Raw genomic sequence first — 13,645 nt, 5'->3', positions numbered from 1 at the left:
CCGGTGAGCACCCAGGCATCGCGTATCCGCGACTACGAGCTAGCACCGGTGAAGTTCTCCAGGCTCACCCGACGCGGGGTACTGCTCGGCCTGTCGGGCTCTCAGCTGGTCGTGGTCGGCATCGGTGCGAGCACGCTGATAGTTGTGCTCTACCTCGGCGGCGGAAGGTCGTTCGTGCTGGTCGCGCCGCTGCTCCTCGTTTGCGCCGCGCTTACCTGGGTCAGCGTGGGTGGAAGGAAGCTCGTCGAATGGCTCCCGGTCTTCGTGCACTGGTTGTGGCGCTCCACGGGAGGTCAGCTCGATTTCCGTCGCCGCATCGTGAAGCCCCGTCCAGCAGGAACCCTGTCCCTGCCCGGTGACGCCGCACGGTTACGACAGTGGCTCGACCCGGAGAGCGGAGCGGTCATGGTCCATGATCCGCACCGGGCAACGCTGACCGCGATCGTCGGCGTCACGCACCAGGCGTTCATTCTGCTCGACCCGATAGAGCAGCAGCGCCGCGTCAACGGCTGGGGCCGCGTGCTCGCGACCGCCTGCCGCTCGGGACGGATCGCATCCGTGCAGGTCATGGAGAGGACGCTGCCCGACTCCGGTAGGGGTCTTGCGCAATGGTGGTCGAAGCACGGGCTACAGGACGGCTCGTGGACGGCGACAACGTACGGCGAACTAATCGACCGCGCGGGTCCCGCCGGCGAGCGCCACGCAAGCACGATCTCGATCTCGCTCGACATGAAGGCAGCGGGTCGGGCGATCCGCGCCGCTGGTGGGGGCAACAGGGGTGCTGCAGCCGTCATGCGGCAGGAGATGTCGACGATCACGGCTGCACTTAGGTCCGCCGACCTCGCACCATCCGGGTGGTTGGAACCTGGAGACCTCGCGGTGATCCTTCGATCGGCCTACGACCCAGTCGTGGCCGGCGCGTTGGAACGTCACGGCGACCTGGGCCGCGACCTCGCGACCGCCGGCCCGGTTGCCGTGAGCGAAAACTGGTCCAGTCTGCGTAGCGACTCAGCGCACCACTGCGTGCTCTGGGTCAGCGAATGGCCCCGATCCCTCGTCTACCCCGGCTTTCTCGCACCCGTCCTCCTCAGCTCAGGGGTACGCCGCACCTTCACCCTGCTCTACACCCCCATGCGAACCGACCAAGCCGCGCGCGACATCCGCAAGAAGAAGACCGAATACATCTCTGATGCCTCCCAGCGCCAAAGGATCGGCCAGATCGAAGATGCCCAGCAGAGCGCCGAGTTCAACGACGTCCTGCAACAAGAAGCCGACCTGACCGCCGGCCACGGCATCCTTCGCTGCACGGGACTCATCGCCATCAGTGCACCCGACCCCGACGAGCTCGAGCGTGCCGTAGCCGACATCGAACAGGCAGCCATACAAGCCTCGTGTGAGACACGACGGCTCTGGGGCCAACAAGCGCAAGCATTCACAACAGCGGCGCTACCACTGTGCCGCCCCGTGTGAGAGGACGGCATTGCAGGAATCAGGTGTCGTGCCAGGTTCAGGCACGTGAGCGGCCCGGCATATGCGAACCTTCGGACGTGGAGGACAGCAACGGAAGGAACCCGGGCGAATGGCCGGGGGTAGTGGACCGCGCGGCTTACAAACCCTCCCTCGTTGACGCAGTCGACCGCTTGTCTGACGCTGCGAAGTCCGGCAACTGGCAGGCGGTCATTCGTGTTGTCGACACCGATCAACGGCTGGACGTGAACCAGTGGCGGATCGGCGGCCGGTCGTGGTTCACCCCCTTGCATCAGGCGGCCTGGCACGGCGCAGACGTCAGCGTCGTCACGGACCTCCTCGACCGTGGGGCGTGGCGCTCCCTTCGCGATGCCAACGGGAGGCAACCGATCGACCTCGCCCAGGACCGCGGCCACTCCCACCTTGCTCTCCTCCTGCAGCCTGACCCCATCAGCGAGGCGCAACGCACCATGCACGGCGTCTGGGATGACTACCTCAAGCACCTGGTCGAGTCACGGGTTCAAAACCTGCCGCCGCTTCAATTGCGGCACGTCAACACCGAGGTCGTCGCCCAGGAGAGGCTCCGCCCCCTCTGGTTCGCCATTCCTGGAATGTACGGCGGGTTCTCCATCGAGATCTTCAATGGCAGGCTGTGCGTAGAAAGTTGGAGCCGAGTGGTCGGCGGCTCTGGCCAGGCGCACGTGATCACAGACAAGGGATGCGTCCTGGTCGAAGAGGGGTTCGTGTAGCCCCCAGATCGTGTCGCAAGATTTTCTAGACATCGGGGCTCTCACCGGCCACCATCGTCGTCGTTGACACCGCACGCGACCCGAGACTCGGGCGGGGTCACCCCATGTCTCGGCTACCAGCCGAACTGCTACCAGTAGCACGGACTTCTCGTTCCACGGCGCCGTCGGCGCACCTCCTTTGCGACACACCAGTCGTAGAGGAGGAACGACATGCCCACGTTCGACAACGCTGCTGAAGACGCCGATGAGGCTTGCGAGGCCTTGCGCGGGCTCGCACACGCCACCCGTTCGATGAACGATCCGCGCCAGATCTACCCCGTGCTCGGGTCGCTGTCATCGGCGGCCGCGTCGTTGAGCCAATCGCTCCACCAGATCGCGTCGTTCCAGGACGGCCAAACGAAGAATGGCGCCGGGGTGCCGGGCTCTCGTTCCGAGCGGGCTACGACGTACCACGTTTCGTGGGAACTTCACCGCTGCGCCGAGATCTTGCGACAGGTCGCGGAATCGATCGACCATGCGCATGAGGCTGAGAGCGTCATCACCTATGGTCACCGTGACATTCCTGGCGTGGCTGACTCTCCGTGCAGGGTTGCCGATCACAGGGTCGGATTATGACTCGCCGGGACGAAAGCCGGATGCACAGTGCGGTCCTCGTCTCGCCGGGTCGCGAGCGGCGCCGGGACCGGCGTACGCGTGGCGCTGGGGCCAAGGCCCTTTTGGATGAGGACCGCGAGTCCCGAAAGGCCACCGCGAAGGCGAAGGTCAACGAGGTTGCTGCGGAACGCCGATCAACGGTGGTCCTCCCCCGGGCTGGCGAGCCGGGGCCGGCCGCTCTGCGGACACCCGGTCGCATGCGGCTCCCCCGCCATCAGGACACCTCGGCCACGCTCGCCGGCGCCTACCCGTTCCTCGCCGAAGGGGGAATCGGTAGCGACGGGGTCTTCGTCGGTCAAGACCTCTACAGCGGCAGCTCGTTCGTCTACGACCCGTGGGTGCTCTACTCACGTGGCCTGATCACCGCACCGAACCTGGTCCTCGCAGGCATCGTGGGGGCCGGGAAGTCCGCGCTGGCCAAAAGCCTCTACACCCGCTCGATCCCCTTCGGGCGGCGCGTGTACGTGCCTGGGGACCCGAAAGGTGAGCACACCGCGGTCGCCCAAGCCGTCGGCGGTAAGGCCATCGCCCTGGGGCACGGGATGGCGAACCGGCTCAACCCACTCGACGAAGGACTGCGGCCAGGTGGGCTCGACGACGCCCAATGGGGGGCGCAGGTCACCGCGAGGCGTCGCGACCTGGTGGGGGCACTCGCTGAGACAGTGCTCGATCGGCGCCTGACTCCCCTGGAACACACCGCCATCGACGTAGCGCTGGTGGACACCGTCCGCACCGCGGAGGTTCCAGTCCTTCCGATGGTGGTCGACCGGCTGCTCTGCCCCGACAAGACAACTGACATCGACGGTCGGTTGGTCGAGGACGGGCGCCTGGTCGGGCATGCGCTGCGACGCCTAGTGGCGGGTGACTTGGCCGGGCTCTTCGATGGGCCGAGCACCGTGCGGTTCGACCCGACGCTGCCGATGATCTCCCTTGACCTGTCACGGGTGACCGAGAACGCGACCCTCATCTCGGTCCTGATGACGTGTGCGTCCGCGTGGATGGAGTCGGCTCTCCTCGATCCGGACGGCGGACAACGGTGGGTGATCTACGACGAGGCGTGGCGGCTGATGTCCCATCCGGCTCTGCTGCGACGGATGGATGCGCACTGGCGACTGGCGCGACACTACGGGATCGCGAACATGTTGATCTTTCACAAACTCTCTGACCTCGATAACGTCGGCGACTCCGGCTCAGCGATGCGGGCCCTCGCCTCGTCCCTGCTCGCCAACGCCGAGACTCGCATCGTCTACCGCCAGGAGTCGGACCAGCTCGGGTCCACCGCGACCGCTCTCGGGCTCACCGGTACCGAGCAGTCGTTGCTGCCCACGCTCGGTACCGGCCAGGGGCTGTGGCGGATCAAGGACCGATCCTTCGTTGTCCAGCACCAGCTCCACCCGGCCGAACTCGCTCTCTTCGACACCTCGGCACGCGCTTCGGGACGCTCCGCCCCACTGGCCGGCGAGCAACCGACGCCTGGAGGCGAACCACGATGAAGACGCAGACCATGGATGTCGCCGCGCGAGAAGCGAAACTCGAGGCGCTCCAAGAGCTACTCGCGGAATCCGTCAGCGCTCTGGTGACCGGTGAGGACTGGACGCGCGCACTGGAGTTCGCGGCAAAGTTCCGCTCACGGTCCTTCAACAACACCATGCTGATCTACGTCCAACACAACGCTGCCCACCAAGAGGGTCGTGTCCCCGAGCCGATGCCGACGTACGTCGCGGGGTTCAAGCAGTGGCTCAGCCTCAACCGTCACGTCATGAAGGGCCAAAGCGGGTACGCGATCCTCGCCCCCGTCACCGGCCGCTTCGCCTCCTCAACCCCGGAAAACGGCGGGTCCTGGCGTCGCCTCGGGCGCGGCGAGCGACCACAACCAGGAGAGTCCGTGCGGTCACGTCTCATCGGAGTCAAGCCCGCGTTCGTCTGGGACACCTCCCAAACCGACGGCGACCCCATCCCCCAGCCACCACGACCCGCATTGCTGAAAGGCCAGGCTCCCAAAGGGCTGTGGGACGGCCTCGCCGACCAGATCGAAGCGCACGGCTTCGGACTCAGACTCGTCTCCAACGCAGCGGCCATTGGCGGGGCGAACGGACTCACTGACTACCTAACCCGCGAGGTATCAGTCCGGATGGACATGGACGACGCCGCTCAGGTGAAGACCCTCGCCCACGAACTGGGCCACGTCATGCTCCACGGTCCTGACAATGCCGACGCCGCAATGCACCGAGGGATCGCCGAGGTCGAAGCCGAATCGGTCGCACTCATGACGGGCGCGGCGCACGGACTCGACACCACGTCCTACACCGTCCCCTACGTCTCATCCTGGGCCAGCAGCGTCCCCGGGACATCCCCCGTCGACGTCATCCAGGCCACCGCACAACGGGTCCGAACAGCCGCGGTGTCCATCCTCGACAAGCTCGACACCGAGCAGATCGGTGACGGCGACCCACCCGGCCTCGACAGAGAGTCGCTGGCCGGTCAGCGGAAGACCCCTGCTGTAGAGAGCATCCCGCGACGCAAGGTCGAGGTGTTGGGGATATGAGCCTGCTTCATGCGACGACCCCGTACCGCCGAGACGAGCGCCCCTCGCTCCGGGTGCCCGTTGTGATGCCCCTGGTCGAGGTCACCGTCGATGAGCGCGGCTACCTCGACGTACTCCTCGACAAGGAGCCGTATGCCGCCCCCGGTGCTCTACGGCGCGAGGACCTGGAGAAAGCTCTCGCCCACATAGCCGTCGACCTCGGCGTCCCAGTACGAGTCGAAGTGCACGAAGCCGACGGAGTCAGGTTCACCGACATAGTGACTCTCTCAACCTCATCGGCGCGATCCTCGGTCCAGATCGGGCCGAGAAACACATCCATCGGCGACGTGTCCGGCAACGGCTTCACCCCCCACGAGCAAGTCGCTGTCGCTGTTGTCGTCGCACATCAAGTCGCGGGTCACGATGGAACCACTCGGCTTCGACTACCTCCCGCCCTGCTCGAAGCACACCCAGGGCTCGTCGTGCTGATGGGACTGACCTCCGGCGCCGTCATCACCAGCGGCGGGGCGCAATGAATCCACGAGGCCAGTCGGTTGACGACGACCTCCTCAACCTCGGCCTGATCGCGGCCGCTGTCCTCGGCCTTTTGGCCGGAGTCCTCCGCGCGGCAGGAAGTGCTGCAGCCGCGTTGTCTGGAACTCAACAACCCACTGGAGGATGGGAGGCAGCCTTCCGCATTCTCAGCCGACCCGAGGACCCTGCCACCGCGCTCGGCTCCCGCGGCCTATCCGCCTGGATCTACTGGCTCGTCCTGGTCCTGATGGTGGCGACCGTCGCTGCCGGCGCAATCGTTGTCTGGCGGACAGCCGGGGCGTTGAAGCACAAGACTGAGCACGACCCTCGTCGCCTCGCGGGGGTCGCCACCGGACGTGAAGTGCGAGTCGCCGCCTCTCAGCAGGCGCTCATCGCACGCGGCCGGACCCTGCGTCCCTCCCTCGAACGGCCGGATCCCTGCGACGTCGGCTACCTACTCGGACGATCCCAAGGTCAAACAGTATGGGCCTCGGTCGAGGACTCGATCCTGCTGCTCGGACCACCGCGCTCAGGCAAGGGCCTGCACCTCGTCATCAACGCGATCCTCGACGCACCGGGCGCGGTCGTCACCACCGCCACCCGACCCGACAACGTCGCCGCCACGATCACCGCCCGGCAACGCCGCGGACCGGTTGCGGTCTTCGACCCACAACGCCTGGCCGAAGGGCTACCAGCCGGACTTCGCTGGTCCCCCGTCCGTGGATGCGAAGACCCGCTCACCGCCATGATCCGAGCGACTGGACTTGCCTCAGCAACCGGGCTCTCCAGTGGGGGCGTTGAGTCGGGCGGCTTCTGGGAAGGCAAAACGCGCACCGCCCTTCAAGCGCTGCTACAAGCCGCGGCCCTCGATGACCGCAGCCCCAGCGAACTGTTCGCCTGGACACTCTCACCGTCAGCCGCGTCCGACGCCGTTGCCATACTCTCGAGCCATCCGAAAGCTGCGGCCGGATGGGCCGACTCACTGGAGTCAATGATCCACTCCGACCCACGCACCCGCGACTCGATCTGGATGGGCGTCTCGCTCGCTCTGTCTTGCTTGGCCGACCCGCGAGTGCTCGACGCCGTCTCACCACAACCCGGTGAACACTTCGACCCGGTCGATTTCCTCACCAACAACGGCACCCTCTACCTGTTGGCGACGGGAGCGGGAGCCGGGGCATCCTGGTCGCTGGTGGCCGCCTTCATCGAGGACCTCGTCGAAACCGCGCGACACCTCGCCGCTGCCTCCCCCGGCGCACGTCTCGACCCACCCCTGCTCCTTGCGCTCGACGAGATCGGCAACCTCTCACCGTTGCCTTCACTGCCAATGCTCATGGCCGAAGGCGGAGGCACCGGCATCACCACCATGCCCGTCCTTCAATCCCTGTCCCAGGTCCGGGACAAGTGGGGAGACCACGCCGCCGGCGCCATCTGGGACGCCTCCATCGTCAAGATCATCCTCGGAGGTACGTCCTCAGCCCGCGACCTCCAGGACCTCTCCGCCCTCATCGGCGAACGCGACGAACGCACCGACACGATCTCGATCGGCGACCACGGCTCCCGGTCGGTCCAACGGTCCATGCGCCGCGTTCCCGTGATGCCACCAGAAGTCATTCGAACGCTGCCGTTCGGCACCGCGTTGATCCTGTTGCGGAGTGCACCTCCGCTGGTCACCGACCTCCGGCCCTGGGTGGATCGAAGCGACGCGCAGGCGATCCTCGACCAACGTTCCGACATCGAACGTCAACTGCGCCGTCGGTAACTTGCGCTCTTCCCTCAGCCCCCAAAACGGTGCGTCCTACCGCCCACTGTGACGTATCTCGTCTGAAGCAAGGTGGCTCGGACGAACCTAAGATCCTGTACCCGTCGAGGTCTCTCAGGTGGAAGGCGTAGGAACCTCCACCTCGGCAGACCTCGACGTCTATCTGCCCATCGACGCGTCGACCGTGAGACCGGGTCGCACACCCTCAACTGTGAAGAGCCACATTGATGAACGCGTCGCCATCGACGACCTGGGATCACGAACGCGGGTCGCTCAGCCGGACCCGATCAGGGACTGTCACCGCCTCGCCGAAGCTAGCCCTTCCCTACGCCATCAAGCTTTGCTTGTCGAAGACGTGGGGCGAGGGGATGGGTTCGATGTTCCGAGAGCCAGGCCCGTACCGCGCTGTGCACCCACTCAGTGCATGCCAGCTCAGTCTGCTGGACCAGACCACTGAGCAGCGAAATCGCACGTGTCTCGGTCCCATACTCGTTGAGCCAGGCCCGCACGGCGCTCTGCACCCACTCAGTGCGCGCCAGCTCAGCGTGCTGGAGGACGACCCGAAGTAGCGAGTCCGCAACCGGCTCGGTCCCGTGCTCGGTGAGCCAGGCCCGTACCGCGCTCTGCACCCACTCAGTAGGCGCCAGCTCTGGCTGCTGGACCAAACCCCTGAGAAGTGAGTCCGCACGTGTCTCGGTCCCGTACTCGGTGAGCCAGGCCCGCACGGCGCTCTGCACCCACTCAGTAGGCGCCAGCTCTGGCCGCTGAACCAACCTTTTGAGCAGTGAGTCTGCAACGGTCTCGGTCCCGTACTCGGTGAGCCAGGCCCGCACGGCGCTCTGCACCCACTCAGTAGGCGCCAGCTCTGGCTGCTGGACCAAACCCTTGAGCAGCGAGTCCGCGCGTGTCTCGGTCCCGTACTCGGTGAGCCAGGCCCGCGCCGCGCTCTGCACCCATTCAGTGTGCGCCAACTCTGCCTGTTGTAGCACGACCCGAAGTAGCGAGTCCGCAACCGGCTCGGTCCCGTGCTCGGTGAGCCAGGCCCGTACCGCGCTCTGCACCCATTCGGTGTGTGCCAGCTCAGCCTGCTGAACCAACCTTTTGAGCAGTGAGTCTGCAACGGTCTCGGTCCCGTACTCGGTGAGCCAGGCCCGCACGGCGCTCTGCACCCATTCGGTGGGCACCAGCTCAGCGTGCTGGAGGACGACCCGAAGTAGCGAGTCCGCAACCGGCTCGGTCCCGTGCTCGGTGAGCCAGGCCCGCGCCGCGCTCTGCACCCACACGGTGCAATTCAGCTCTGATCGGCTACTTAGGTCGGTGAGCAGCGGCAAGGCGGCGCTCTCGTGACCGTGCTCGGTGATCCAGGCCCGCACAGCATCGAGCATCCACTCGTATTGCGTCGACTCTGCCTGGCCCCTGAGCACACCAAGCAATCGGTGCGCTCTGAGCGTGGTGCCGTGCGAGGCCAGCCAGGTCCGTACCGCGCTCTGCACCCACTCTGTTCGCGCCAGCTCCGCCCTCCGGACCAAACTCTTGAGCAGCGACTCAGCGGTGGTCTCGGTGCCGTGCTCGGCGAGCCAGGCTTGCACCGCCATAAGCACCCACTCGGTACAAACTGAGTCTGATCGCCAGATCAACGAATTGAGCATAGGGCAGGCGGCGGCCTCGGTGCCGTGCTCGGAAAGCCAAGCCTGCACTGTGGCCGTCACCCACTCTGTGCGCGCCAAGTCCGGCCGTCTCACTAGCCCGGTGAGCACTCCGTGCGCACCAAGCTCCTGGCCGTGGGCGAGAAGCCAGCCTCGCAGTGCGTCCAGTACCCAATCTGGTTGTGCTACCTCTGGCCGCCTAACGAGCGCGGTGAGAACCTGGATTGCGGTTGGCTCAGAAGCGTTCACTTCGAGCCAGCCCTGCGCTGCGTCCAGCACCCATTCCGTCTGGGCCAGATCGCGGCGCTTCAACAACCCGGTGAGTAGTGAGGTGGCGGCGGGTGTGGCCCCGTGTGGGGCAAGCCAGTCCTTCACCGCAGCCAGCACCCACGTGGTTTGAGCCAGGCTCGACCGCTTCAGCGTGGCGGCGAGCACCGGAAGGGAAGACTGCTCGGTGCCGTGTGTCATCAACCAAGCGCGCGTCGCTGCGGGTACCTCCTCGCTTTGCGCCAAGTCCGCCCGACCAAGGAGCCAAATGAGCATGGGCGCAGCTGCTCGACCGGTGCCGTGCATCGCGAGCCATTCCCATTCAGGGTCGCCGACGGCGCGAGCCCACGAACGCCTAGACAGGAGCCTAAGCACGCTCGTCGCAATGGCGCCGTCCGGAGTTTCGATGATTCGTTGGCGGATGCGCACGGCTGCTCTTTCGACCCAATTGTCGATGGATTCGGCTCTCTCGGACGCGGAGAATCCGGAACTGTCGTCGGGGTCGGTCACGTAGCGTCGCAGATTCGCGATCAGGCTTTGGAGCGCATGGGGCTGGCCAAGGCATCCGTCAAAGACTGCGGCACGCATTGCCGTGCTTCCGTTGTGAATATCGCTGTCAACGGTCTCGGTTACGAGATGATCAACCAGAGTATCGTGGACGGCCAATATCTGGCCATCAGTCTCAGAAAACCAGCCCAATTCGAACAACTGTCGTTTCGTGCGCTCGGCAAAGAGATCCGGTTCGTGCACTCGCATCAACTCCGCAGCCGACGCGCAGTTATGGTGAACAATTCGACCGCGATTCGGTGTGACAACTGCTAGGGCTGCCGCCACGCATAGTGGCGTGGAAAGTTCTCGCAGATCGGCGATCCTCCGAGGACGGTGGCTTGTGTATCCGTCCTCGTCAAGCCGCTTTCGAAGCCAATCGGTTAAATGCCCGCTGCGTATTCTGTCGGTGTTCGTCGGCGTGAGCTTCCCACTCAAGGCCCGCCTCTCGAGTTCGCGGGCGATAATTGTCGCGACCATCGGACGCTTCCCAATTAGACGACGGAACTCCAGGACGCCGAGCAGGCCAGCAGCGGTGGGCGCTAACGCTAAAGCGATCGAGAGCGCAACGTGCTCTTGATGCTCGTCACTGTCGTCCAAAGGAACCACGTTGCATGCCCCAATAGATGGCGACGAGGCAATCCATCCAGGGCGTGCTGCAGCCAATATCGAGATCCGATTCCCCGCCTCGAGAACGTCGGGAACTATCTGGTCCGCAAAGTCCGCGAGCTCGATATCGTCGAGTTCGTTAGGATAGTCAATGACGACCAACACAGCCCGATCGCTCGCGAGCGCGGCCATGCTGAGTTCTGCGGCTGACGCTACGGGACGCCGAAGAACGTGGATGACGTGCCACCCGACGCCGCTGGCCTGAGACGCGACCTCAACCAACAGCCGCGTCTTTCCCGAGCCGCCAACTCCTTCGAGAAGGATACATTCACCGTCGCCACTCTTCAGTCTCGCCCAAAGATTGTATGGATGTGCCGGGTGATCAATATTCGGCGCGATATAGTGGTGTGCATCTAACGCGGGCGCCCCCTGACGCCTCCTTAACAGCGACAGGTATCGCCCGTGACTAGCGAAGGCGCGCGACGTCCCCTGAAGTATCGATGTCGAGAGTAATTCTTCAACGAGACCCACGGACGTCCGAAGTTTCGTGATATCCGCTAGTATTTGCCGCTCTGGCCAACTAGCGAAACGAAGCGAAGCATTTCTAATGCCCTCCCGGAGGTAGGCGCCGACCCTAGCCGCGTCTTGGGCGTCTAATATTCCTAGCGATTTTAGTTGATCATCGGCAAGGTGTTCCGATAGATCATATTCTCCGCCACGATCAATCCAAGCAATGAATTCCGGTTGCTTAGCGACCTTTAAAGCGGTAGGGCTGGCGCGAGAAAGTGATAGTTGCTCAAACTCTTCAATTATAGCGACCCGAAAAGCACGATCCCGTAGGGCGTCACGAATTGATGCGGACCCCTCGCCGCTCGCAGCGCCCCATCCAAGATTGATGGCCTCGGCAACGTCGAATGCCAATCCCACAGTGCCTCCCAGCTCGGCTGACCAAAGCGCGGTACCTCGGCAGGATAGCTGAATCCTTACAGTCTGACCGAACACCACTGAGTTAAGCGGCTCTTCTTACTTGAGGTTGGGTGGCTGAGTCCGCCGCCGATCAGGAGCATGCGTAGTCGGTAGTTCTCGCGGTTGCGGAACCGGCGTGCGACTAGGCGGTGGAGTTCGATCAGACCGTTGATCGCTTCGGTGCAGCCGCTCGATGATCGGCCGGTCTAGAAGTAGGCCAGGAACGCGTGGCGCCATTGCTGCAAGGTGCGTCCGAGGCGTGCGATCTCGGGGATCGGGCAGGACGGGAAGGCCTCGATAATCTTCTCCGCGATCTTCCTGCCCTTGGCGGTGTCGCGGTGCTTGTAGGCGGCGCGCAGATCCTGGGCGCACGACCACGCGATCCAGACCTGCAGGTGGGCTGCTTCGTTGGCAGCGATGGCCTTCTCGAACCTGGCCCACTGCTTGTCGGTGAGCTTTTGCGCCCCGGCGCGCAGGAGCTTCTGGATGCCGTAGAGCGGGTCGCCCTTGCGGCCGCGGTGCCCGAGGGTCTCCTGCTGGACCCGGCGCCGGCACTCATCGACCGCAGCGGTGCCGAGCTTCACGACATGGAAGGCATCGAGGACCGCGACGGCGTCCTCGAGTTGGTCGTCGATCGCCGCCTTGTATACCTGGGACGGGTCGAGGGCGGCGACCTTCACCCCGGGCCGACACACGCCCACGCGCTCTTCGAGCCAGTCGGCGTAGGCCTTCCCGGACCGGCCCGGAACAAGGTCGAGCAGTCTGGCTCTCACCTTGCCCTGCTGATCTTTCGAGAGGTCGATCATCCCGGTCAGCTCCTTCGGCCCGCGCCCGCCGTCCTCGACCGGCTTGGTGGAGACGTGGTGCCAGATGTGCTTGTCCACGCCCAAGGACGAGACGCCCTCGAACCGTGCGGGGTCGGCGGCCATCTGCTCGAGCAGCGGCTGGATCGAGCGCCACACCGTGCGCCACGTCGTGCCGAGCTGGCGCGCCAGGCCGGCCACGGAGGCGTGCTCGCGGCGCAGCTGGTTGATCGCCCACCAGCACGCCCGGGTCGTCAGCAACGCCCGCGGGCCGGCGAGGTCGTCGTGCTGCTCGGTGAACGAACTGGCCGGGCACTTCTGCTCGGCGCAGCGCCACGTCCGTTTGCGCCAGATCAGCCTCACCGGGCGCCCGAAGCAGGGCACGTCGATCAGACGAACATCGCGCCGGCCGTGTGGCTGTGCGCGATCACCCCACAGACGCGGCACACCATCAGCTGCGCCGGTGTTTCGACCACGACGTGGACCACGCCGGCGTGATCGGCTACGTCGATGACGTGGAACCCAGCCAAGCCGACCAGGAGGTCGCAGCGGTCGCAGTAACAAGAGCGTTGAGAACGTGGGCGCGCGGTCGCACGCCGTAGGCTCGGACATCGTCGAGGCCTTCCGGGTTGAGCGGCTTAGTCACTGCCGATCTTGCAAGGCCCCGACCCCTATCCGGGTCCAGGCGCTCAGGTCGTGTCGCTCACTACCCCAACCGCAGGTAAGAAGAGTCGGAAACCCATCCGTGTAATTTTTCGTTGCTAAGTGCGTCTTTTCCCCGCGTATGGGCGCAGCTGAAGTGCACGGATCTGCCGATGTGCGTGTGCCCATGCAGTCGGGTCGTGTGCCTGACAACGACTGACCGATCGTGCTCGAGCACACAACCCTGCAGACATGGCAGTGACAACGAAGTAGGCCCACCCGAGAGTGGAGTCGTGTGCCTCAGAACGCATCATGGACCGTCTTGAGGCACACGACCCCACGCCTCGGATGACAAACCCGGACGCACACGGTTCTGCCGCCGAGAGTGCGCACGCGGCCATCCGATGCTGCCGCTGTTGGGGTAGGGCATCGTCCCGATTACGTACCCGACTGGCCGGGCTCGTACGACTCTGACT

The 13,645-nt window shown here is 65.0% G+C and carries 10 protein-coding genes; 7 read left to right on the top strand and 3 right to left on the bottom strand.

The features are described from left to right. The first annotated feature begins 3 nt into the window (after window positions 1–3). The 7 genes from ACYVLV_RS06225 (at window position 4) to ACYVLV_RS06195 (ending at window position 7,690) form a co-directional block, all read left to right on the top strand. Entirely contained in the window at window positions 4–1,470 is a 1,467-nt protein-coding gene (locus ACYVLV_RS06225) for an SCO6880 family protein (protein ID WP_460808547.1), read from the top strand. A gap of 170 nt (window positions 1,471–1,640) precedes the next feature. Next, complete coding sequence (locus tag ACYVLV_RS06220; protein WP_460808544.1) at window positions 1,641–2,216, top strand: hypothetical protein; 576 nt, start codon at window positions 1,641–1,643, stop codon at window positions 2,214–2,216. A gap of 210 nt (window positions 2,217–2,426) precedes the next feature. After that, window positions 2,427–2,831 (top strand): hypothetical protein, encoded by a 405-nt coding sequence (locus tag ACYVLV_RS06215; RefSeq protein WP_460808542.1) that lies wholly within the window; start codon window positions 2,427–2,429, stop codon window positions 2,829–2,831. Beyond that, complete coding sequence (locus tag ACYVLV_RS06210) at window positions 2,828–4,363, top strand: ATP-binding protein (protein ID WP_460808540.1); 1,536 nt, start codon at window positions 2,828–2,830, stop codon at window positions 4,361–4,363. The genes ACYVLV_RS06215 and ACYVLV_RS06210 overlap by 4 nt, the downstream gene beginning before the upstream one ends. After that, window positions 4,360–5,415 carry an ArdC-like ssDNA-binding domain-containing protein gene (locus ACYVLV_RS06205; RefSeq protein ID WP_460808538.1) on the top strand — a complete coding sequence of 352 codons (1,056 nt, stop codon included), beginning with the start codon at window positions 4,360–4,362 and terminating at the stop codon, window positions 5,413–5,415. Before ACYVLV_RS06210 ends, ACYVLV_RS06205 begins: the two co-directional genes overlap by 4 nt. Beyond that, window positions 5,412–5,930, top strand: a complete 519-nt coding sequence (locus ACYVLV_RS06200) for a hypothetical protein (protein WP_460808535.1) — start codon at window positions 5,412–5,414, stop codon at window positions 5,928–5,930. The genes ACYVLV_RS06205 and ACYVLV_RS06200 overlap by 4 nt, the downstream gene beginning before the upstream one ends. Beyond that, complete coding sequence (locus ACYVLV_RS06195; protein ID WP_460808533.1) at window positions 5,927–7,690, top strand: type IV secretory system conjugative DNA transfer family protein; 1,764 nt, start codon at window positions 5,927–5,929, stop codon at window positions 7,688–7,690. Before ACYVLV_RS06200 ends, ACYVLV_RS06195 begins: the two co-directional genes overlap by 4 nt. Before the next feature lie 314 nt (window positions 7,691–8,004). Here the strand turns inward: ACYVLV_RS06195 and ACYVLV_RS06190 are convergent, their stop codons facing one another. The 3 genes from ACYVLV_RS06190 to ACYVLV_RS06180 all read right to left on the bottom strand — a co-directional run bounded on the left by ACYVLV_RS06190 (window position 8,005) and on the right by ACYVLV_RS06180 (window position 13,057). Beyond that, window positions 8,005–10,950 (bottom strand): hypothetical protein, encoded by a 2,946-nt coding sequence (locus tag ACYVLV_RS06190; RefSeq protein ID WP_460808531.1) that lies wholly within the window; start codon window positions 10,948–10,950, stop codon window positions 8,005–8,007. A 980-nt stretch (window positions 10,951–11,930) separates the two neighbouring features. After that, window positions 11,931–12,890, bottom strand: a complete 960-nt coding sequence (locus ACYVLV_RS06185; RefSeq protein WP_460808528.1) for an ISL3 family transposase — start codon at window positions 12,888–12,890, stop codon at window positions 11,931–11,933. A 26-nt stretch (window positions 12,891–12,916) separates the two neighbouring features. After that, entirely contained in the window at window positions 12,917–13,057 is a 141-nt protein-coding gene (locus ACYVLV_RS06180; RefSeq protein WP_460808525.1) for a hypothetical protein, read from the bottom strand. Between the last annotated feature and the right edge of the window lie 588 nt (window positions 13,058–13,645).

The organism is Nocardioides salsibiostraticola (assembly GCF_054783655.1).
Note: the sequence above shows the minus strand (reverse complement) of the source record. Positions and strands in the feature narration are given on the sequence as shown.

What these genes read in the sequence shown, in the direction of transcription:
- ACYVLV_RS06190 (WP_460808531.1), bottom strand. Translation starts at nt 10,950, where the DNA reads ATGGCCGCGCTCGCGAGCGATCGGGCTGTGTTGGTCGTCATTGACTAT.
- ACYVLV_RS06215 (WP_460808542.1), top strand. Translation starts at nt 2,427, where the DNA reads ATGCCCACGTTCGACAACGCTGCTGAAGACGCCGATGAGGCTTGCGAG.
- ACYVLV_RS06195 (WP_460808533.1), top strand. Translation starts at nt 5,927, where the DNA reads ATGAATCCACGAGGCCAGTCGGTTGACGACGACCTCCTCAACCTCGGC.
- ACYVLV_RS06200 (WP_460808535.1), top strand. Translation starts at nt 5,412, where the DNA reads ATGAGCCTGCTTCATGCGACGACCCCGTACCGCCGAGACGAGCGCCCC.
- ACYVLV_RS06210 (WP_460808540.1), top strand. Translation starts at nt 2,828, where the DNA reads ATGACTCGCCGGGACGAAAGCCGGATGCACAGTGCGGTCCTCGTCTCG.
- ACYVLV_RS06205 (WP_460808538.1), top strand. Translation starts at nt 4,360, where the DNA reads ATGAAGACGCAGACCATGGATGTCGCCGCGCGAGAAGCGAAACTCGAG.